Raw genomic sequence first — 21,286 nt, forward strand, 5'->3', positions numbered from 1 at the left:
CGGTGGATCAGGGCTTTTCCAGGTTGCTCAGAATCTTGGCATGGACCCGCATGCAGACCTCAAGGTCCGCTTCATCGACGCCTGTGAAAAGCTCGATGCGTAGCTGATTGGCGATGGTCTCGATCTGCTCGATCAGGGGCTTGGCTGGGGGGCACAGCAGGATCTTCTTGGCCCGCCGGTCTTCGACAACGGCCTGGCGACGCACCAGCCCCTGCCCTTCGAGACTATCGAGCAAACGCGCCAGGGTCGGGCCCTCCACGCCGACGCTCTGCGCCAGTTCGCGTTGGGTGGGCGCTTCCTCGAACCGTGCCAGGTGCAGCAGCACCAGCCACCGCGCCTGTGACAGGTTGAGGCCGGCCAGACGGCGATCAAGCTCGGCGCGCCAACCACGGGACATCTGGGCAAGCTGCATGCCGAAGCGGTGTTGATTGTCAGTCAGGGGCATAAAGCGACTCGTCGAACAGTTCTAATTGTTAGGCAGCTAATCATGCGCAGCCCGACGAGGCAAGCCGTCGGGATGCGCTGCTGCAGGGTAAATGTGCGCTGGCGTGACACGGATCAGCAAACCGCTCGGGCCGAGCCGGTAGCGCGCACTGTCACAGCTCGAACTCAGCCGCCAAGGCGGCGCGCACGCAGTGCAGGACGCCGTCTGGCACACGCGATCCGAACAACGGCGCAATGGTGGAAACGGGTGGCAATTCGCCTTCGCCGTCGAGGAAGGCATCCTGGATCTCCGACAGAAGATCTTCCGGCAGGTCCAGCGCCTGTTCAAGGTTAAGCTCCTGACGCCCCAAGGCCTCAGCCAGAAGGCTGTAGACGTTCTTTTCGGTGCAGTCGAGCTGACCGGCGATCTGCGCCGGCGTCATGCCAGCGCGGGCCAAGCTGACCAGTTCATGACGCAAGTCCAGTACCACCTTCGGCGCCTCGGGGGTGCCGCCGCTGCCATTGAGCACTTCCAGGAATGCCTGCCCGTAGCGTTCCAGCTTGCGGGCGCCGACACCGCTGACCTGCGCCATGTCACTCAGGGTCACCGGCTGGCTGCGCAGCATCTCAAGCAAGGTGGAGTCCGGGAAGATGACGTAAGGCGGGACGCGATGCTCTTCGGCAAGCTTGCGGCGCAAGGTGCGCAGCGCTTCCCACAATTCGCGTTCTTCTGCACGCACCAACTGGCTCGCCGGGCTGCCGCCAGAAGACGAGGCCTTGGCTACGGTTTGCGGTTTCAGATCACGGCGCAGTTGCAACGTGACTTCGCCGCGCAGCAGCGGGCGGCAGCTGTCCGACAGGCGCAGGCCGCCGTAGCCTTCCAGGTCGATGTCGACCAGGCCACGGGCTACCAGTTGGCGGAACAGCGAGCGCCAGTCGGCCTCGGCCAGCGCCTTGCCGACGCCGAACACCGACAGCTTGTCATGACCGAAATTAGTCACTTTCTCGGTGCTTTTGCCCAGCAGCACGTCCACCAGATGCCCCACGCCATAACGCTGGCCGGTGCGAAACACTGCTGACAATGCCTGGCGGGCGGGCTCGGTGGCATCCCACGTCTGCACGTTGTCGACACAGTTGTCGCAGTGCCCGCAGGGTTGTTCCAGCGTCTCATCGAAGTACGCCAGCAAGGTCTGGCGTCGGCAGCGTGTCTCCTCGCACAAGGCAAGCATTGCGTCGAGCTTGTGCTGCTCGATGCGCTTGTGGCGCTCGTCACCCTCGGAGTTCTGCAGCATCTGCTTGAGCATGACCATGTCCTGCAAGCCGTACGCCATCCAAGCGTCCGAAGGCAGGCCGTCACGACCGGCACGACCGGTTTCCTGATAGTAGGCTTCCAGCGACTTTGGCAGGTCCAGGTGCGCGACGAAACGCACGTTGGGCTTGTCGATGCCCATGCCGAAGGCGATTGTCGCGACCATGATCAGCCCTTCTTCGTTGAGGAACCGATGCTGGTTGGCCGAGCGCGTCTCAGCCGGCAGGCCGGCGTGGTAAGGCAGCGCGGGGAAGCCCTGGTCGCAGAGAAACGCAGCGGTTTCGTCGACTTTCTTGCGCGACAGGCAATAGACGATGCCTGCGTTCCCACGGCGTTCGCCCAGAAACGCCATGAGCTGCCTGCGGGGCGCTTCCTTGGGGACGATGCGGTAGAAGATGTTCGGCCGGTCGAAGCTCGAGAGGAAGCGCTCGGCCCCCTGCAGGTGCAGGCGCTGGACGATTTCCTCACGGGTACGCATGTCTGCGGTCGCGGTGAGCGCAATACGTGGCACATGCGGGAACAGCTCGGCCAGTTGGCCCAGTTGCAAGTATTCGGGGCGAAAATCGTGGCCCCACTGGGACACGCAGTGGGCTTCGTCGATGGCGAACAGCGAAATGTCCAGGTCGCGCAGAAAATCGAGCATGCGCGGTTGCACCAGGCGCTCTGGCGCCAGGTAGAGCATCTTCACCTCGCCGCGGCGCAGGCGCCCAGCCAGTTCCCGTTGTTGCTCGGCATTGAGCGTGGAGTTCAGCGCCGCGGCCGATACCCCCAGTTCATCGAGCGTGGCGACCTGGTCGTCCATCAGTGCGATCAACGGCGACACCACCACGGTCAGGCCTGGGCGCAGCAACCCCGGTACCTGGAAACACAGCGACTTGCCGCCACCTGTGGGCATCAGCACCAGGGCATCGCCACCATTGGCTACGCATTCGATGATCGCTGCCTGGCGCCCTCGGAAGCTGTCGTAGCCGAAGATGTCCTTGAGAACGCGCTGAGCCTGTTCGAGCATGTGCAACTCCAAAAACGCCGTACCACCCCGCTACAGGCTGGACGAAAAACCCGCGCCGCACACGCCGAATGCGTAAGCGGTTTTTGCCAAGGGCCCGACAACGGTGGGCCCTTGGCTGGAAACCGCCAAGTATACCGCACCCGCTCCCTGCACTGGCACCGTTGCGATGGGCGTGTCTTTGCCCCGCTGACGCTGCAAGGTGCTAGAATTCGGTATCGTTTATTCCCAAGGTAGCCCCGTAATGTCCTTCGCCGAGCAACTGACCCGCCTGCAAGCCTTCCTCGACGCCGACGAGCTGCACGAAGAAGCGCTGGACTATGTCGCCGCCCACGGCTACCTCACTGCCTTGTCGATCAACGCCGAAGAGGTGCCCGAGCGCGAATGGATCGACGCCTTGTTCGCCGAAGAACCGCACTACGCCAGCGAGGCCCAGCGCGTCGAGATCGAGGCCACGCTGGTTGCCCTCAAAGGCCATATCGCGCGCCAGTTGGCCAGTGATGACGAGTTCGAGCTGCCCTGCGACCTGGATCTGGGCGATGACCCTGACGACTCCGACCTGCGCGGCTGGTGCATCGGCTTCATGGAAGGGGTCTTCCTGCGCGAGGAAGCCTGGTTCGAGAATGCCGAAGAGGAAGTGAGCGAAATGCTGCTGCCGATCATGGTCGGTTCGGGCCTGTTCGACGAGCAGCCTGAATTTGCCGACATCGCCAGCAATGCCAGCCTTCAGGACGACATGATCGTGCAGATTCCCGAGGCCCTGACCGCGCTGTTCCTGTTGTTACATGCCCCGGAAGAGAAACCGGCCCTGCTCAAGCCCCGTCACCACTAAGCCGGGCATGCGCTACCTGCTGCTGGCCATCGGCTGGCTGAGCGTGGCGCTGGGCGTGGTTGGCATCTTCCTGCCGGTGCTGCCGACCACGCCGTTTCTCCTGCTGGCAGCGGCGTGTTTTGCCCGCAGCTCGCCACGCTTTCACGACTGGTTGGTCAATCACCCTCGCCTGGGGCCCTGGATCCGGGGCTACCTAGGCGGCGAGGGTATGCCCCTCAAAGCCAAGGCCTATGCCATAGGCCTGATGTGGTTGAGCATCGCCGTTTCCTGCTATCTGGTTCCGTTTCCCTGGGCACGGTTGTTCATGCTGGCCAGTGCGGTGGGTGTAACGTTCTACATTCTTCGGCAAAAAACCTACACACCGCCTAAGTGACAATAATTTGTCGCCAAATATCAATTTGGCCTACCCCACCATTCTTTTATCTAGATTCGTTCTGGAACTGCTTGCAGCCGCCACTTTGCGCCCCCTCGACAGCGCTTGATGGCATCTGAGTCAGCAGCTCCCCTTCTCAGCGTTAGACAATTAATGTCGAACATGGCACGTTGATATGAATAAATCTTCTTACTCATCTCAATGAATGTACTTAGCTGTGGGCTTAAAAAACTGCAACACTATACGGCATCGGAATATAGTCATTTTTTTGGCGATTTGTAGGAAAACCCAGGATCAGGGAGAGGTACCCATGCGTCTTTTGAACCCCATCACCAGTGCGTTGCTGTTGGCTCTGGCAAGTGCCCACGTGCAGGCGATGTCGATCACCGAAGCTGTCCAAAGCGCTGTGGACTACCACCCCCAGGTCAGCTCGAACCGCAACAGCAAGTTGTCTGCCGATGAAGATGTGAAGTTCGCCCGCGGCGGCTACTACCCATCCGTCGACCTGGTAGCGGGCTACGGTCGCCAGCGCTCGGACAACGCCAACACGCGTGGTACTGACGGACGACGTGGCAAGGAAACCCTCAACTATTCCCAGGCCGACCTGCGCCTGCGGCAGATGATCTTCGATGGCTTCAACACCTCCAGCGAAGTGGGCCGCACCCAAGCGGTCTCCACCTCCCGTGCGTACTACACCCAGGCAGTGGCTCAGGACGTTGCCTTGCGCGCCATCGAGGTGTACCTGGAAGTGCTCAAGCGCCGCGAACTGGTAAGCCTGGCCAAGAACAACCTGCAAGCCCACCTGCGGGTGAACGACCAGATCGGCCTGCGCAACGAACGGGGTGTCGGCAGTACAGCTGACCTGGACCAGTCCCGTGCTCGTCGCGCCCTGGCGGAGAACAACCTCGATACCGCCGAGGTGGACCTGGCCGATGCCGAAGCCAACTTCTTCAGTGTCGTGGGCCGTGTACCGGATGAGCTGGAAGATCCGCAAGCGGTCGCCGTGCAAATGCCAGCAACGCTGGAAGAAGCACGCGAAGGCATGCGCCAGAACAACCCTTACATCAAGTCGGCCCAGGCGGACGTGAACGCCGCCGAAGAGCAGTACAAGGTTGCCAAGTCGACCTTCTACCCGCGCTTTGATGCCATTCTGGCCACCGGTGCCAACAACAATACCGGCGGTGAAAAAGGCCACAGCAACAACGACTGGCAGGCAGGCGTTGAGATGAACTACAACCTGTTCCGCGGCGGCAGCGACAAGGCCCGCCTGAACTCCGACGCGCACAAGATCAACCAGGCCATGGACATTCGCAACAATGCACTGCGCGAGCTGACCGAAAACCTGAGCCTGGCCTGGAACGCCTTGAACAACGCCAGCAAGCAGCTGCCTACCGCGCGCGAGTACGCCGACACCACCAAACGGGTGCGCGCCGCCTACCAGGACCAGTTCGGTCTGGGCCAACGTACCCTGCTGGACGTGCTCGACAGTGAGAACGAGCTGTACAACGCGGACCGTCGCTACACCGAGGTGCGCTACACCGAAGCCTATTCCCGCTACCGGGTACTGGCCACCATGGGCGAGCTGTTGAGCAAGCAGCGCATCTCGCTACCGCCTGACGCCTACGCAGCCACCGAAGTGCGCACTGAAGCTCATCTGCCCGAGATGCGCTGACCAGACCGGGGCGTCGCTCAGGGCGCCCCTGTATCCTTGTGATGATTGCGCTCGTAGGTGCCGGCACCCATGGCTTGGATCTGCCCTTCGATCAGGGCCTCGAACGGCGCCAGCACCGCGTCGAAGCTGGCAGGGTACTCCAGCACGTTCAAGGCCTGCACCACCGCCTCGATGGTCGAAAGCGCGCCTGCCTCGGGCGCCTTGCGCAGACGATAGCGTGACGGCGTCACATTCCCCAAGGTGACCTTCGGCAGAGCCGCCAGCAGCGGATTGAGATACATCAGCTTGCGCGCCTTGCGCCAGGTACCGTCCGGCACGACCAGCAACAACGGTGTGTCGTCGGTCTGCGTGTAAGGCCCGAGCGCTTGCGCCCCCTCGCCCGGAAACAACACCACTGGCCGGTAACCCGGCATTGCCAGCCATCGGTCCAGGTCGTCGAATACCTCACCCACGTGCAGCTGCGCATTGATCAAGCCTAGCGCTGCCAGGCGAGCCGTGTTCAGCGCATGGGACGCTTCGCTTGGGTGCTGCAACAGCAACACGCGGGTCCTGCTGCCGATCGCAGGTATCAAGGCGCAGAGGCAATGGTCGAGGGGGCGCAGGCAGCGCTCGCAGCGGGGTCTGGACATGAGGTCTCCTTGGCCGCGCAGTGTGCCACAGAACCGCAGATCAACCGGCACGCCTTCAGCCCAAAGCGTGCCCCGCGCAGGTGTGGGCGATCAGCGATTGAAGCGCTCGGCCAGGCCGTAGAGATAGTCGGCCATGCGTTCGAGGTCCTGGCTGATCTGCGCGCCTTGCCGTGCCTGCCCAGCGCTTTGGTCGCACAACTGGGCGATGCGCGTGATCTGCTGGTTGATGTCTTCAGCCACATGGCTTTGCTGTTCGGAAGCAGCAGCCATCTGTTGGCTCATGCCTGTGATCCTGCTGACCGCCTGGGCGATGCCGACCAGCGCGTTCTGCACGGCCTCAACGCTTTGCCTGCTGTCGCGCGCGATGCGCTCGCCGTGGCCGGCGGAGCTCACTGCCCGCTCGGTGCCCGCGCGCAGGGTGGCGATGATCTGATGAATTTCCTCGGTCGAGGTGCGGGTGCGCTGTGCCAGCGAACGGACCTCGTCGGCCACCACGGCAAACCCCCGCCCCTGCTCCCCCGCACGGGCCGCTTCGATGGCAGCGTTAAGTGCCAGTAGGTTGGTCTGCTCGGCAATGGCTGTGATCACATCGACCACGCTGCCGATGGACTGGGTCTGCTGGGCGAGTGCGTTGACGGCCTGGCCAATATCACTGACCGCATCACTCATGCTGTCCATGGCATGGAGGCTCTGCTGGGCCAGCTCACTGCCGCGCTGAGCCAATTGATCGGCATCGCCGGCAGCATGGGCCGTGCTCTGGACGTTCTGCGTGACCTGCTGGATGGTTGCCGCCATCTCGGCGATGGCAGTGGCGGACTGATCCGTTTCACTGCGTTGACGGTCAAGCATCGAGGCCTGTGTGTCTGACAGTTTGGAGGATTGTGAAGCCCGGTCCTTTACCCCCACGCCTGCATCCTCAAGCCGGGTCAAGGCGGTTTGCAAGCGCGCTTCTTCACTCAGCATGGCCAGATCCATTTGCCCATGCAGCCCGGGGCTGGCGCTATAGGTCAGCGCCACCAGCGGGCTGGTGAAGGCCCTGGGGTGTGCAGCCAACGTGCGCTGTATGGCTTGGCTGTGCTGGCGCTCGATGACGTACCAGGCCAGCAGCAGGCTGGTCATCAATACCGCCAGTGCAGCGTAGGCCGGCAGGCTGGCGTAGGCTAACGCCGATAGCGCTCCGGCGGCGGCAAGCGGCCAGCCAGTCCCCAGGCGTTGGCCCACACGTGCTACCCACGGCAACGGCGCACGGTCACTGCGCAGGCGGGCATACAGGCGCTCGGCACGGGCGATCTGCGCGCGGCTGGGCACTGAACGCACTGACTCGTAACCACTGACGCGGCCTTGTTCGTAGATGGGCGTGACGTAGGCACTGACCCAGTAATAGTCACCGTTCTTTGCTCGGTTTTTGACGATACCCATCCAGGGCTTGCCCTGCTTGATGGTGTCCCACATATGGCCAAACACCGCGGCGGGCATGTCCGGATGACGTACCAAATTGTGGGGCTGACCTACCAGTTCGTCATAAGTGAAGCCACTGATGGCCACGAACGCTTCGTTGCAGTAGGTGATTCGGCTATCGAGATCGGTGGTCGAGATCAGGCGCTGGTCACCGGGGAAGGTTCTTTCATGCTCGGTGACGGGCAAGTTCGTGCGCATCTTCGGCGATCCTTGCAGGATGAAAATGGGAGAAAAGTAGGCGCAAGGTTGATATGTAGCAGAGCGCTTTCAAATAGGAGGCCGTAGCCGCAGGAAATTATTGCATCCTGACGAAATACATCAACGCAATGTTTACGCCAGTGTCGCAGCTGGCTGAAACAGGTCGCAAAGCCCGGGAATGAGTGGGTGAAAGGGGGATATTACGGAGGGAGAAGCAGGGCTCGATCAGTGCTGCCGAAAGCCGTTATGAACAGCCAGAGCCCTAGAGCGGGTGCGCCAAGGAACAAAAACGCCTAATTAGAACAAAGAAGCCGCTCCGCCCCGAAAGGTAGAGCGGCCTTCGCTCGCTCAGCGGCGGCGTGGCTGACGGGGGCGCTGCTTTTCATCAGTCGGGATGGGCACCGGCTGCAAGGGCGGCGGAATCAAACCCAAGGCAACCCCGAGGTCGTGGAGCCAGTTGTACAGTGCTTTATTCATAATGCCCCCTTTACGGGTAAGCCTAACGGCGAATCAGTTTGGCGCTGCCTTATACAGATCATAGCCGCATGTATGGGCTGACGCCTACGTCTGATCTTACAGATGGGGGTGATTGTGACGCCGATCAAGCCGCTTGGGGGATTTCCTGGCACCGCCAATCGTTTCCCTATGTTACTGCTAGGTTCTGGCCTTACCCGACCCATTTGCGCAGTTGCTGCCGTACCCAGGGTTCGGCACTCACCAAAACCACGCCCACGAGCACCAGCACAGCGCCAAGCACGAAGTTCACGGTCAGCGGTTCGCCCAGGATCAACACCCCGAAGGTGACGCCGAACAGGGGCGTGATGAATGAAAACACAGCCAGGTTCGATGCCAGGTACTTGCGCAGCAGCCAGAACCAGGTCAGGTAACTGATGAACGAGACGATTACGCCCTGGAACAACACGCTCCCAATCGCCAGCGGCGTCATGACCACATCGCCGGCCTGCCCCGTGATCAGCCCAATAAGCAGTAAGCCGACAAAACCTACCGCTAGCTGATAGAACAGGGTAAGGGTTGCCGGTGCCTCGGAAAGCCGCGACCCCCTGACCACGACCGTGGTCGCGCCCCATGCCAAGCCGGCGAGTACCCCAAAGGCATCCCCCAGCAAGGTGCGCCCGTCCATCTCGGCCCATGAGGTCCCACCCACAAAGGCCAGTGCAATGCCCGCGAACGCCAGCAGTATGCCTAGCCATTGCAACAGTCTCAGCCGTTCGCTGGGCAGCATGAAATGAAGGCCAAGGGCGGTGAAGATGGGCGCTGTGTACAAGAACACCGACATGTGAGCGGCCGTGGTCAGCTTGAGTCCTTCGGCGATGAACAGAAACTCGAGTCCGAACAATCCGCCCGCCAACACACCTGCTCGCCAAGTCCCCCCTACCTGTTTCCAGTCGCCGCGCCACAGTATCATCAGCCCGACCAGCACCGCAGCGATGCAGTTGCGCAGGGTTGCCTGCATCACTGGGGCAATGTCCACGGCGGCCGTTTTGATCAGCACCTGCTGGCTGCCCCAGATCAGGCAAAGCACCACCATGACCTGAAACGCAAAGGCATCGGGGTTCTTGCGGGCCACGCTCATCGGCGGACCTCGAGACGGTGCAAAGGCATGCGCAGTGATTCACCTGAAAAAAGGGACACGGGATTATCAATTCACGCATGCCTCGCTGGCCAGCTTTAAATGGCACCACCGGCAATCTGCGCCTTGGACGAGACGTGTTCAAAGGTGCTTTCATCCAGCGCATCATCCTGATCATCCAGCACTTGCCGCGGGTGTTCGAAGCCTGGAATGCTGCTGTCGATCAGGCTCATCAGGCGCGACCCTCGCTCGGTCAGCACGAAGTTCTCGCCGTTTCCACCCTCCTCTTCCGGGCGGCTTTGAATATAGCCTCGCTCCAGAAGCAGCTTCTCGTATTCGCAGGCCTGGCTTTTGAGGCGATCCAGGTCACCGACGGGTTCACCCTTGGCCGCCAGGTCAGCGGCGTGCGCTTCGGCATAAGGGCGGGGCGTGAAATTCTGCCCACTGCCGTTCTGCACTTCATGCAACAAGCGTTCGATCAGGTCCCAGTTGTAGATGGTACGCATGCGATTACCTCCTGGTGTGCGTCGAGGATGTACACAGGTGTGGGACCTTTCAAATCTGCGCACGTTCCGCGCAAATGGCCTGGAGGTCACGTGCTTTAGCTGCAATAAGCCACACCGAACCCTGGCCACTTATCCCTGATCGTGAACCAATCGGCTCGCCGCGCCTCAACCGTCCATCAACCACGCCGGAGGAGCAAAGGATGAAACCACTGCTGCGTATCACATGCTTGGTCACACTGTTCAGCGCGTTGCCCGCCTGGGCATGCACGCCCGAAGAAGCGACGCAAAAACGCGAGGAACTGGCTGGGCTGGTGGCTCAACTGACCGAACAGAATCCGACGAAGGCCAAGGAAATGAATGAGGAACTGCAAGGCATGCAATTGGGCACCGCCAGCAAGGACTTGCCGGACAAGTGTCAGTTGATCGACACGCGTATCAAGGAATTGAAAGCGGCCGAAAAAAAGGCAGGATGACGCCAGGACGGTAGCTGCCAGGGCGGCGCTGAGCGCTGCCCTGGCACAGGCACCCGGCCTTACTCGGCCGACGGCTTGCGCTTCTTCAACGGCGCGAGCCCATCGGAGCTGGTCAACGGTGCGTTGGCCCTTTGCTTGGCCGTAGGCTTGCGCTTGGCGCTGGCCTTCTTGTCGCCACCTTTCTTGTCCGTCTTCTTCTTTTTGGTGCTGGCAGCTTTGCCAGACGCCTTGACTTTCTTGGGCCCGCTATAGGTGCCTTTGACTTCCTTGATGACCCGGCGCTCGAACTGCTGCTTAAGGTAGCGCTCGATGCTGGACATCAGGTTCCAGTCGTTATGGGTGATCAGCGAGATCGCCAGGCCTTCGCCCCCGGCGCGCCCGGTACGACCCACACGGTGCACGTATTCATCGCCGCTGCGTGGCATGTCGAAGTTGATGACCAAGTCCAGGCCGTCGATGTCCAGGCCGCGCGCGGCCACGTCGGTGGCGACCAGCACCTTGGAGCTACCCTGCTTGAAGCGCTCGATGGCCAGCTTGCGGTCTTTCTGGTCCTTCTCGCCGTGCAGCACGAATGCCTTGACGTCCTTGGCGACCAGGTGGCCATAGATACGGTCAGCCATGGCGCGGGTATTGGAGAAGATGATCGCCTTGTCGAAGGTTTCGTTGGCCAGCAGCCATTGCACGATCTGCTCTTTGTGCTGGTCATGGTCGGCCGTGATGATCTGCTGGCGGGTGCCCTCGGCCAGCTGCGATACGCTGTTGAGCATCAGGTGCTCAGGGTCTTTCAGGACCTTGCCGATCATGTCGCGCAACGCCGCGCCGCCGGTAGTGGCCGAGAACAGCAGGGTCTGCTCGCGGTTTTCGCATTCCTTGCACAGGCGTTCCATGTCCTCGGCAAAGCCCATGTCGAGCATGCGGTCGGCTTCGTCCAGAATCAGCACCTGGACGTGGGACAGGTCGAGGTTGCCGGCGTTGAGTTGCTCGAGCAAACGGCCCGGGGTGCCGATCAGCACGTCCGGCACCTTGCGCAGCATGGCGGCCTGTTCCTTGAAGTCTTCGCCGCCGGTTACAAGGCCCGACTTGATGTAAGTGAACTGCGAGAACAGCTGCACCTGCTTGAGGGTCTGCTGTGCCAGCTCACGGGTGGGCAGCAGGATCAGCGCGCGAATCTCCACACGGCGCTCGCGCAGATCGACCAGACGATTGAGCAGCGGCAGAACGAACGCCGCCGTCTTGCCACTGCCGGTCTGCGCGGTGACACGCAGGTCCCGCCCTTGCAGCGCCAGGGGAATGGCGGCGGCCTGCACCGGGGTAGGCTCGACGAAGTTAAGCTCGGCCACGGCTTTGAGCAGGCGTTCGTGCAAGGCGAATTGGGAGAACACGGAGGTAACCTCAGGCAAGTACGGAAATCAGCTGCATAGGGTAACGTTTTCTAGCGATTTAGCCGAATTTCTTTTGGCATGGGGCTGCCCATCCGCGTTCTAATAACGCCTCGTTTGGCAACAAGACTGTAAGCAAGCCCATGGACATCCAACGCTTCTGGCGCGACTCCCTCGACCTGTGGGGTACCCTCGACCAACACCCCATGCTGCACGCCGCTATCGGCCTGGCCGTACTGCTGGTGATATCGCTGATTCTAGGGCGCCTGGCGCGCTTTCTGGTGCTGCACGGCGCTCGCCTGCTGGCACGCCAGCCTGCCCTGAAATGGCTCGACGACCTGCGGCACAACAAGGTTTTCCACCGCCTGGCGCAGACCACACCGTCGCTGGTCCTGCAGTTCGGGCTCAAGCTGGTGCCAGAGTTGTCCGACACCGCCCAGCACTTTCTGGGCAACCTGGCGTTGGCTTTCACGCTGCTGTTCATGACCATGGCCCTGTCGTGCCTGCTCGATGCCCTGCTCGACATCTATGCCCGCACCGAGCACGCCCGCACACGCTCCATCAAGGGCTATGTGCAACTGGCCAAGATGATGCTGTGGATCTTCGCGGCCATCGTCATCGTCGCCACCCTTATCGACCGTTCACCGTTGCTACTGCTGTCAGGCCTGGGCGCGATGTCAGCCGTGCTGCTGTTGGTGTACAAGGACACACTCTTGTCATTCGTGGCCAGCGTGCAGCTGACCAGCAACGACATGCTGCACGTCGGCGACTGGATCGAAATGCCCCAGGTCGGCGCCGATGGCGATGTGGTGGACATTACCCTGCACACGGTCAAGGTGCAGAACTTCGACAAGACCATCGTCTCCATCCCCACTTGGCGCCTGATGAGCGAATCGTTCCGCAACTACCGGGGCATGCAGCAGTCGGGCGGCCGGCGCATCAAGCGCAGCCTGTTCATCGACGCGGCCGGGGTCCGTTTCTTGACCCGTGAAGAGGAGCAGCGCCTGAGTCAGGTACGCCTGCTGGGTGACTACCTGGCCGGCAAACGTCAGGAGCTGCAAAGCTGGAACGAAGCCTTGGGGCCGGTGGCGGAACTCTCGGCCAACCGGCGCAAGCTGACCAACATTGGCACCTTCCGCGCCTTCGCATTGGCCTACCTGAGAAACCACCCGGACGTACACGCGAACATGACCTGCATGGTCCGCCAGATGCAGACCACGGCAGAAGGCGTGCCGCTGGAAATCTACTGCTTCACCACCACGGTGTGGGCCGAGTACGAGCGCATTCAGGGGGATATCTTCGATTACCTGCTGGCGGTGTTGCCGGAGTTTGGGTTGAGCTTGTATCAGCAGCCAAGTGGCAACGATATGCGCGTTGGCCTGGCCGGGCATGTTGCGCCCGTACAGGCGCCGATGTCGCGGCGGGTTGAGGAAATGAGCGAGGCTTGAGCAGGGAGGCTGAGCTCAAGGCTCGCAAGCCCCTCGAACCAGCCCCGTGCTCTTCGGTCTGATGACCCTGATACCCCTCGTCATCAACACGCACTCACACGGATGTACCCTATGACCGAGCAAATCATCTACCCGGCCGACGACAACAGCCCTGCCCTTCAAACCGCCATCGCCAATGCGCAGGCCACGTTCAAGTTTTTCTGGCGCGAGCTTTCCTGGGAGGCACGCCGGATTATCAAGGGCCTGGACATGGCCGCCGTGAAGATGGCTTTTCCGGTCCACGGTGATGATCCGGAACTGCCAACCGTGGAGAACATGTGGCTCAGCGAGGTGGCGTTCGACGGCGTCTCGATCAGCGGCATGCTGCTCAACGAACCGGAATGGGCCACGGGCTTCGATGCATCGCAGCGGGTGACGCTGCCGTTTTCGGCGCTCACCGACTGGATGTACGTGTCTGCCGGCGAGGTCTATGGAGGCTTCACCATCGATGCGATGCGCAGCGAGATGCCCGCAGCCGAACGTGCTGAACACGATGCGGCCTGGGGCCTGCAATTTGCTGAGCCCGGCTTCGTGGCGCTCGTACCGGCGCCCAAAGGGCAATCCCAGGTGTTGCTCTCGCGGGCTCTGGATACGCCGGCCGACGCACAAGCGCTCAAGCAGCTGGAAGAGGCTGACCATCCCATGGCCGTGAACATGGTGGCGCAGGTGCACGATGCACTGGTGCAACACCCTGCCATGGTCACCGATCCCGATGAGGGCGGTTGGCTGCTGCTGCACCGCGAGACGTTGGCGGGCAACTACCCGGTGGTGAGTGCTCTGCTTGAGCACGGGGCCGACACCTCGGCGCTCAACCCGTTGGGGCAAACGCCGTTGCAATTGGCCGAGCAGGCAGGATGGCCGCGACTGGTGCGACTGTTGCGCGGGGAAGAGGCACCGCTGGCAGCGCCGCAAGCCCCTGCCCAGCAGGCGCGATTCGCTGAACCTGACAAGGCGCAGACGCACACCCGGCCACACGCCCAGACGCAGCCACGGGAACACAGCCGGTCCCGCTGGATGATCGTGGCTGGCGTGGTAATCGTGGTGGTCATGATCTGGCTGCTGGCGCGCTAGCGGCCTGCCCGACGGTCCAGTAGCGATGTCGGTGAGGCGTTCTGGACCAGCGCCTCACCTCAGCGTTCTGGGCCCGGCCAGCGTCTTGCTGAACGCGACCCGAATCTGTAAACGTTTGAATCGCTCATTCACTGCGCATACCCCAATATGTACAGCAGCGCCGTCAAGGTGAGCAGCGAGACTACCGTTGACCAGAGAATGGTCCTGGATATCAACCCCGCATCCCGGTTGTAGTACTCCGCCAGCATGAACGGCCCAGTACCGGTGGGCAGCGCGGCCAGCAGCACGGCCGAGGCGGCCCACATCTCGGGCAGGTGAAACACCTTGTAGGCCAGCACCCACGTCAGCGCCGGCTGGCCGACCAATTTCAACACTACCAGCGGCCAGGGGCTGGCCTGTGCGCGCGGCTGTTTCTCTGCCAGAAATGCTCCGAGCGACACCAATGCACAGGGCGTGGTGGCCAATGCGAGCATGTCGAGCAAGTGCATCACCGGTTCGGCCAGCCCCAGCCCGGTCATGGCCCACGCTGCACCTGCCAGCGGCGCGACGACTAGCGGGTTCTTGGCCAGTGCCCTGAGCACCAGGCCCACGGCGCGGCCGACCTCGGGCTCATCCTGCAAGCCGATCTCGATCAACATCAGCGACAGAGCAAATACCAGGCAGACCACGATCAACGACGAAATCAGCGCTGGCTGCAAGCCAGGCTGACCGAACAGCAGCAGGCACAAGGGAATGCCGATGTAGCCGGTATTGGCGTAGCCGGCACTCAGCCCATCGATGCTCGACGCCACTAATCCATGGCCGCCACGCAGCCGCCACAGCAGGGTAATCGCAAACATCCCCAGCGCCCCGGCGCCAAATGCGGCGATGAACCCAGGGTGCCAGATTTCGGCCCAGGTGGCCGTGGCGGTGACCTTGAACAGCAAGGCCGGCAGGCACAACCAGACCACCATCTTGTTGATTTCGGCCGCCGCCTTGTCGCCCAATTTGTTGGTGCGGCGGCACAGGTAGCCGACGATGATCAAGGCGAAGATCGGTGCAACAATCACGAAAACGGTATGCATGTCAGGCTTTGCCGGGCATCGGAGCTTGTGCCCGTCCACTGAAACGGCTTAGCCATACAGATCCCAGAATAATGGCACCGCCTGCCAGAAGCCGTCCAAGCGGTTCATGCTGATTCCAGATCAGCAGGTTGAGCAGCAGCCCCACCGGCACGTGCAGGTTGTTCATGACGGCAAGTGTGCCACCCGATACCAGGCAAGCCCCCTTGTTCCACCAGTACAGGCCCAGCGCCGTGGGGCACAGCCCCAGAAACACCAAGACGCCCCATTGCACCGGGGTGCTGGGCAGGTGTGCGCTGTTGCCGAACAACACGAACGCCGGTAGGACCACCAACAGCGCCCCCAGGTAGAAATAGCCAAACCGTGCATAGTGCGGCAGGTCGCTGGGGAACCGGGCAACTAGATGCCGATACAACACTTGGCCCGCGGCATACGTGAAGTTGGCCAACTGCAGCAACAGGAAGCCCATGAAAAATTCGCCACTGATGCTGTCGAAGCGAATCACCGCAGCTCCGGCCACAGCCACCAGCGCTGCCACCAGCGCCCATGGGTTGAACCGCCGATTCATGGCGTCTTCGATCAGAGTCACGTGCAGCGGTGTAAGAATGGTGAACAGCAACACCTCGGGTACGCTGAGCACGCGAAAGCTCAAGTAAAGGCACACGTAGGTGATGCCGTACTGCAAGGCGCCTATCAGCAGCATCGAGCGCACAAAGCGCGGTTCTACTTGCCGCCATCGGGTCAACGGCAGAAAGACCAAGCCCGCCAGCACCACGCGGGCAAGCACGGCAAAATAACTGTCGACGTGACCGGCCAGATACTCGCCTATCAAGCTGAAAGAGAACGCCTGGATAAGCGCGACGATGATCAGATAGCCCATGGTTGTCTCTCGAAAATCAAGGTCGGGACCTTAGCGGGTTGAGGCAAGCGAGTTCAACCACGAAAAACGTAGGGTCACACCCCAAGCAGGCGCAGATAACGCCCATAAAAAAGGGCGACCCGAGGGTCGCCCTTTCTACCGATCAAACAGAACTCAGTTCTGCTTGGCCATTGCTTCGCGCAGCAGCGCAGCCATGGTGGTATCGGCAGCCGCTTCCGGAGCGTTTTTCAGGCTCTGGATGGCTTCACGCTCTTCAGCGTCGTCCTTGGACTTGATCGACAGGCTGATGACACGCGATTTGCGGTCAACGCTGATGATCTTGGCTTCGATCTCTTCGCCTTCCTTCAGAACGTTACGCGCGTCTTCAACGCGGTCACGGCTGATTTCGGAAGCTTTCAGAGTGGCTTCGATGTCGTCGGCCAGGGTGACGATGGCACCTTTGGCGTCAACTTCTTTCACGATGCCCTTGACGATAGCGCCCTTGTCATTGACAGCAACGAAGTTGGAGAACGGATCGTCTTCCAGCTGCTTGATGCCCAGGGAGATGCGCTCGCGCTCTGGATCGACCGACAGGATGACGGTTTCCAGCTCGTCGCCCTTCTTGAAACGACGTACGGCTTCTTCGCCGGTTTCGTTCCAGGAGATGTCGGACAGGTGAACCAGACCGTCGATGCCGCCGTCCAGACCGATGAAGATACCGAAGTCGGTGATCGACTTGATGGTACCGGTGATCTTGTCACCCTTGTTGAACTGGCCGGAGAAGTCTTCCCATGGGTTGGACTTGCACTGCTTGATGCCCAGGGAGATACGACGACGCTCTTCGTCGATGTCCAGAACCATGACTTCCACTTCGTCGCCAACCTGAACGACTTTCGACGGGTGGATGTTCTTGTTGGTCCAGTCCATTTCAGAAACGTGTACCAGACCTTCAACGCCTTCTTCCAGCTCAGCGAAGCAGCCGTAGTCGGTCAGGTTGGTTACGCGAGCCTGTACGCGAGTACCTTCTGGGTAACGGGCAGTGATAGCTACCCACGGATCTTCGCCCATCTGCTTCAGACCCAGCGAAACGCGGTTGCGCTCGCGGTCGAACTTCAGAACGCGTACGTCGACTTCGTCGCCAACGTTAACGATTTCCGATGGGTGCTTGATACGCTTCCAAGCCATGTCGGTGATGTGCAGCAGGCCGTCGATACCGCCCAGGTCCACGAATGCGCCGTAGTCGGTGAGGTTCTTGACGATACCTTTGACTTGCTGGCCTTCCTGCAGGGTTTCCAGCAGGGCTTCGCGCTCGGCGGAGTTCTCGGCTTCCAGCACGCTGCGACGGGAAACGACAACGTTGTTGCGCTTCTGATCGAGCTTGATGACCTTGAATTCCAGCTCTTTGCCTTCCAGGTGGGTGGTGTCGCGCACTGGGCGGACATCAACCAGGGAGCCCGGCAGGAACGCACGGATGCCGTTAACGTCGACAGTGAAGCCGCCCTTAACCTTACCGTTGATAACGCCCTTGACCACTTCTTCGGCGGCGAAAGCTGCTTCCAGAACAATCCAGCACTCGGCGCGCTTGGCTTTTTCACGGGACAGCTTGGTTTCGCCAAAGCCGTCTTCGACCGCGTCCAGCGCAACGTGCACTTCGTCACCGACCTTGATGGTCAGCTCGCCAGCTTCGTTGTAGAACTGCTCGAGCGGGATGACGCCCTCGGACTTCAGGCCAGCGTGTACGGTAACCCAGTCGCCGTCGATGTCGACAACGATACCGGTGATGATCGCACCCGGCTGAAGATTGAGGGTTTTCAGGCTTTCTTCAAAGAGTTCTGCAAAGCTTTCGCTCATTTTAATTCCTGTAGATTCGGGCGAAACAGACGCCCATCGCCACATTCCAGACAATGTGGGTTTCGTTTAGATAAAGGAAAGCGGGCAGGACGTTGACTGGTGCCCCTGCCTGCCTTCCTGGTTATCAGAGGAGATCGCGCAAGGCGAGCTCGCTCCTGATACGTTGCAACACCTGCTCGATGGACAACTCGGTTGAGTCCAACTGAATGGCGTCGGCCGCAGGTTTTAGCGGGGCCACTGCACGTTGGGTGTCGCGCTCGTCACGCGCACGAATCTCATCCAGCAGACTCGACAGACTAACATCTTCACCCTTGCCCTTCAACTGAAGGTAACGGCGGCGGGCACGTTCCTCGGCACTGGCGGTGAGAAACACCTTCAGCGGCGCGTCCGGAAACACCACCGTGCCCATGTCACGACCGTCGGCGATCAGGCCTGGCGCCTCGCGGAAGGCGCGCTGGCGCACCAGCAGTGCATCACGCACCGCAGGCAGCGAAGCGACCATCGAAGCGCCGGCACCGACGGTTTCGGTGCGGATCACGTTGCTGACATCCTCACCCTCGAGAATGATCTGCTGCAGTTTACCGGGCTCGGCGGCAATGAATTGCACATCCAGATGGGCGGCAAGTTGGGTCAGCAGTTCCTCATTGGTCAGGTCCACGCCGTGGTTGCTGGCATTGAAGGCCAGCAGACGGTACAGCGCGCCCGAATCCAGCAGCCGCCAACCCAGCTCGCGTGCCATCAGACCGGCCACGGTCCCCTTGCCGGAACCACTGGGTCCATCAATGGTGATGACCGGCGTCAAGGTGCTCACGACTTATCCTCTTCGGCCACGCGGATGCCAACCTCAGCGCACAGCGACAGGAAGTTGGGGAACGAGGTGGCGACGTTGGCGCAGTCATGGATACGAATCGGCGCGCTAGCGCGCAGCGATGCGACGCTGAAGGCCATGGCGATGCGGTGGTCACCGTGCCCGTGCACCTCACCACCGCCCAGTTGCCCGCCGTCGATGATGATGCCATCGGGGGTGGGCTCACACTGGATGCCCAGGGTGATCAAGCCGTCGGCCATCACCTGGATGCGGTCGGACTCTTTAACCCGCAGTTCTTCGGCACCGCGCAGCACGGTACGCCCTTCAGCGCAGGCAGCGGCAACGAACAGCACGGGGAACTCATCGATGGCCAGCGGCACCAGCTCTTCAGGGATATCGATGCCCTTGAGCTTGGCACCGCGCACGCGCAGGTCGGCCACCGGCTCACCACCGACTTCACGCTGGTTTTCCAGGGTGATATCGCCACCCATAAGGCGCAGGATGTCGATGACGCCGGTACGGGTGGGGTTGATGCCGACATGTTCGAGCACCAGCTCCGAACCCTCGGCAATGGACGCCGCCACCAGGAAGAACGCTGCCGACGAAATGTCCGCTGGCACTTCGATGCGAGTCGCGGTCAGCTTGCCGCCAGCTTGCAGCGAAGCGACCGGGCCGTTGGTTTCGACCGAATAGCCGAAGCCGCGCAGCATGCGCTCGGTGTGATCACGGGTCGGCGCAGGCTCGGTGACGGTGGTCTTGCCTTCGGCGTACAGGCCAGCCAGCAGCAGGCAGGATTTGACCTGGGCACTGGCCATCGGCAGGGTGTAGGTCAGCGCCTTGAGTTTGCTGCCGCCGCGGATGGTCAGCGGCGGACGGCCGTCCGGGCCGGTCTCGACCACCGCGCCCATTTCGCGCAGAGGGTTGGCCACTCGGTTCATCGGACGCTTGGAAAGCGAGGCGTCGCCGGTCATGGTGACGTCGAACGACTGGCCGGCTAGCAGGCCCGACAGCAGGCGCATCGAGGTACCGGAGTTGCCCACGTACAGCGGGCCAGGCGGCGGCTTAAGGCCATGCAGGCCGACGCCATGGATGATCACGCGACCCTGATGAGGGCCTTCGATGACCACGCCCATGTCGCGAAAAGCCTGCAAGGTCGCCAGGGCATCTTCACCTTCGAGAAAACCCTCGACCTCGGTGGTGCCTTCGGCCAGCGAGCCGAGCATGATCGAGCGATGGGAAATCGACTTGTCGCCCGGTACGCGGATTCGCCCATTCAGGCGGCCACCGGGTTGGGCCAGGAAAATCAGATCGTTGGCGTTCATAGCGTCCACATAGGCCCGGCGGGCCAGGATTTTACTGAAATGCTCGCGGGCAAACCGAGCGCGGGTGAAAACACCCAGCAGCTGGTGCCCGTCCCCTTCAGCGATCGCGTCGCGCAGGGCGTCGAGATCACTGCGAAATGTATCGAGTGTGCGCAGGACAGCGTCGCGGTTGGCGAGAAAAATGTCATGCCACATGGTCGGGTCGCTACCGGCGATTCTCGTGAAATCGCGAAAACCTCCCGCAGCGTACCGGAAGATGTCCAGGTTTTCATTGCGCTTGGCCAGCGAATCGACCAGCCCGAAGGCCAGCAGGTGTGGCAAGTGGCTGGTCGCGGCCAGCACTTCGTCATGGCGCTCGACCGGCATGTGCTCAACGTCAGCCTCCAACGTACGCCACAGGCGATCGACCAGGGCCAGCGCTGCAGGATCGGTTTCGGCCAGCGGCGTGAGGATGACCTTGTGCCGACGGAACAGGCTGGCGTTGGACGCCTCCACCCCGCTCTGCTCGGAGCCAGCGATGGGGTGGCCAGGCACGAAACGCGACAAGCGCTCGCCAAGCACCGAACGCGCTTCGCGCACGACGTTGCCCTTGGCACTGCCAACGTCCGTGATCACGGCCTCACCCAGATCGAGCCGGGCCAGGCGCGCCAGAACTTTCTCCATGGCTAGAATTGGCACGGCCAGTTGGATCACATCGGCGCCAAGGCAGGCCGTGGCCAGGTCCTCTTCGCAGCGGTCGACCACGCCCAGGGCAACGGCCTGCTTGCGCGACGGCGCATCGAGGTCGACGCCGACCACTTCGCGGCACAGGCCGCTTTCACGCAGGCCTTTGGCGAACGAGCCACCGATCAGACCGAGGCCGACCACTACCAGGCGGTCGATGATCGGGGCGGGTTTGGTGTTTGCTGCTTTTACCACTGGTATGAACCCTGTACGAAAATCGAGGCAGTCCATGAGGACTTACGGGGCCGTGCACCG

At 61.5% G+C, this 21,286-nt stretch carries 18 protein-coding genes and 2 pseudogenes; 6 read left to right on the plus strand and 14 right to left on the minus strand.

Annotated features, from left to right (window positions below; translation table 11 throughout):
- Positions 1 to 7: 7 nt before the first annotated feature.
- Both ACF8E5_RS05835 and recQ read right to left on the minus strand, forming a co-directional pair.
- Positions 8 to 445 (minus strand): MarR family transcriptional regulator, encoded by a 438-nt coding sequence (locus ACF8E5_RS05835; protein WP_058605594.1) that lies wholly within the window; start codon positions 443 to 445, stop codon positions 8 to 10.
- A gap of 151 nt (positions 446 to 596) precedes the next feature.
- Positions 597 to 2,741 carry a DNA helicase RecQ gene (gene recQ, locus ACF8E5_RS05840; protein WP_058637597.1) on the minus strand — a complete coding sequence of 715 codons (2,145 nt, stop codon included), beginning with the start codon at positions 2,739 to 2,741 and terminating at the stop codon, positions 597 to 599.
- Between the two features lie 241 nt (positions 2,742 to 2,982).
- Here recQ and ACF8E5_RS05845 point away from each other — a divergent pair, with 241 nt between their 5' ends.
- The 3 genes from ACF8E5_RS05845 to ACF8E5_RS05855 all read left to right on the plus strand — a co-directional run bounded on the left by ACF8E5_RS05845 (position 2,983) and on the right by ACF8E5_RS05855 (position 5,615).
- Positions 2,983 to 3,570, plus strand: coding sequence for a UPF0149 family protein (locus ACF8E5_RS05845; RefSeq protein ID WP_027915890.1), 588 nt, complete (start codon positions 2,983 to 2,985; stop codon positions 3,568 to 3,570).
- A gap of 7 nt (positions 3,571 to 3,577) precedes the next feature.
- Positions 3,578 to 3,943 (plus strand): YbaN family protein, encoded by a 366-nt coding sequence (locus tag ACF8E5_RS05850; RefSeq protein ID WP_153010320.1) that lies wholly within the window; start codon positions 3,578 to 3,580, stop codon positions 3,941 to 3,943.
- 310 nt (positions 3,944 to 4,253) lie between these two features.
- Positions 4,254 to 5,615 (plus strand): TolC family outer membrane protein, encoded by a 1,362-nt coding sequence (locus tag ACF8E5_RS05855; protein ID WP_058637595.1) that lies wholly within the window; start codon positions 4,254 to 4,256, stop codon positions 5,613 to 5,615.
- Between the two features lie 17 nt (positions 5,616 to 5,632).
- On the opposite strand, the gene ACF8E5_RS05860 is transcribed toward ACF8E5_RS05855, so the two are convergent.
- The 6 genes and pseudogenes from ACF8E5_RS05860 to ACF8E5_RS05885 all read right to left on the minus strand — a co-directional run bounded on the left by ACF8E5_RS05860 (position 5,633) and on the right by ACF8E5_RS05885 (position 9,997).
- Positions 5,633 to 6,244, minus strand: a complete 612-nt coding sequence (locus ACF8E5_RS05860) for a tRNA-uridine aminocarboxypropyltransferase (RefSeq protein WP_196125992.1) — start codon at positions 6,242 to 6,244, stop codon at positions 5,633 to 5,635.
- A gap of 90 nt (positions 6,245 to 6,334) precedes the next feature.
- Positions 6,335 to 7,309 (minus strand): annotated as a pseudogene (locus ACF8E5_RS05865) (methyl-accepting chemotaxis protein); the annotation flags it as partial.
- A 309-nt stretch (positions 7,310 to 7,618) separates the two neighbouring features.
- Positions 7,619 to 7,900 (minus strand): annotated as a pseudogene (locus ACF8E5_RS05870) (PAS domain-containing protein); the annotation flags it as partial.
- A gap of 348 nt (positions 7,901 to 8,248) precedes the next feature.
- Positions 8,249 to 8,377, minus strand: coding sequence for a PA1414 family protein (locus ACF8E5_RS05875; RefSeq protein ID WP_023533827.1), 129 nt, complete (start codon positions 8,375 to 8,377; stop codon positions 8,249 to 8,251).
- Between the two features lie 190 nt (positions 8,378 to 8,567).
- Complete coding sequence (locus ACF8E5_RS05880) at positions 8,568 to 9,494, minus strand: DMT family transporter (RefSeq protein ID WP_196185812.1); 927 nt, start codon at positions 9,492 to 9,494, stop codon at positions 8,568 to 8,570.
- Between the two features lie 95 nt (positions 9,495 to 9,589).
- Positions 9,590 to 9,997 (minus strand): hypothetical protein, encoded by a 408-nt coding sequence (locus tag ACF8E5_RS05885; RefSeq protein ID WP_058637591.1) that lies wholly within the window; start codon positions 9,995 to 9,997, stop codon positions 9,590 to 9,592.
- Positions 9,998 to 10,197: 200 nt separating this feature from the next.
- Here ACF8E5_RS05885 and ACF8E5_RS05890 point away from each other — a divergent pair, with 200 nt between their 5' ends.
- The gene (locus ACF8E5_RS05890; RefSeq protein WP_058637590.1) at positions 10,198 to 10,470 is read left to right on the plus strand and encodes a hypothetical protein; all 273 of its coding nucleotides are present in this window, start codon (positions 10,198 to 10,200) and stop codon (positions 10,468 to 10,470) included.
- A gap of 59 nt (positions 10,471 to 10,529) precedes the next feature.
- On the opposite strand, the gene ACF8E5_RS05895 is transcribed toward ACF8E5_RS05890, so the two are convergent.
- Positions 10,530 to 11,852 carry a DEAD/DEAH box helicase gene (locus tag ACF8E5_RS05895; protein WP_392475019.1) on the minus strand — a complete coding sequence of 441 codons (1,323 nt, stop codon included), beginning with the start codon at positions 11,850 to 11,852 and terminating at the stop codon, positions 10,530 to 10,532.
- Between the two features lie 140 nt (positions 11,853 to 11,992).
- On the opposite strand from ACF8E5_RS05895, the gene ACF8E5_RS05900 reads away from it, so the two are divergent.
- Together ACF8E5_RS05900 and ACF8E5_RS05905 are read left to right on the plus strand one after the other, a co-directional pair.
- Positions 11,993 to 13,297, plus strand: a complete 1,305-nt coding sequence (locus tag ACF8E5_RS05900; protein WP_392475020.1) for a mechanosensitive ion channel family protein — start codon at positions 11,993 to 11,995, stop codon at positions 13,295 to 13,297.
- Between the two features lie 111 nt (positions 13,298 to 13,408).
- Positions 13,409 to 14,407: a DUF2314 domain-containing protein gene (locus tag ACF8E5_RS05905; RefSeq protein ID WP_392475021.1), complete on the plus strand. Its 999-nt coding sequence runs from the start codon at positions 13,409 to 13,411 to the stop codon at positions 14,405 to 14,407.
- Between the two features lie 128 nt (positions 14,408 to 14,535).
- Here ACF8E5_RS05905 and ACF8E5_RS05910 read toward each other — a convergent pair whose 3' ends face one another.
- The 5 genes from ACF8E5_RS05910 to ACF8E5_RS05930 form a co-directional block, all read right to left on the minus strand.
- Positions 14,536 to 15,471 carry an AEC family transporter gene (locus ACF8E5_RS05910; RefSeq protein ID WP_196121850.1) on the minus strand — a complete coding sequence of 312 codons (936 nt, stop codon included), beginning with the start codon at positions 15,469 to 15,471 and terminating at the stop codon, positions 14,536 to 14,538.
- Position 15,472: 1 nt separating this feature from the next.
- Positions 15,473 to 16,348 carry a carboxylate/amino acid/amine transporter gene (locus tag ACF8E5_RS05915; protein WP_058637583.1) on the minus strand — a complete coding sequence of 292 codons (876 nt, stop codon included), beginning with the start codon at positions 16,346 to 16,348 and terminating at the stop codon, positions 15,473 to 15,475.
- Between the two features lie 153 nt (positions 16,349 to 16,501).
- On the minus strand, positions 16,502 to 18,178 hold the full coding sequence (gene rpsA / locus ACF8E5_RS05920) for a 30S ribosomal protein S1 (RefSeq protein ID WP_003252673.1): 1,677 nt from the start codon (positions 18,176 to 18,178) through the stop codon (positions 16,502 to 16,504).
- Positions 18,179 to 18,302: 124 nt separating this feature from the next.
- Positions 18,303 to 18,989 carry a (d)CMP kinase gene (cmk, locus tag ACF8E5_RS05925; RefSeq protein WP_058637582.1) on the minus strand — a complete coding sequence of 229 codons (687 nt, stop codon included), beginning with the start codon at positions 18,987 to 18,989 and terminating at the stop codon, positions 18,303 to 18,305.
- On the minus strand, positions 18,986 to 21,226 hold the full coding sequence (locus ACF8E5_RS05930; protein ID WP_392475022.1) for a bifunctional prephenate dehydrogenase/3-phosphoshikimate 1-carboxyvinyltransferase: 2,241 nt from the start codon (positions 21,224 to 21,226) through the stop codon (positions 18,986 to 18,988). The genes cmk and ACF8E5_RS05930 overlap by 4 nt, the downstream gene beginning before the upstream one ends.
- Between the last annotated feature and the right edge of the window lie 60 nt (positions 21,227 to 21,286).

This window comes from Pseudomonas sp. WSY_20 (genome assembly GCF_043104335.1).
Classification (GTDB): Bacteria; Pseudomonadota; Gammaproteobacteria; order Pseudomonadales; family Pseudomonadaceae; genus Aquipseudomonas; species Aquipseudomonas parafulva_B.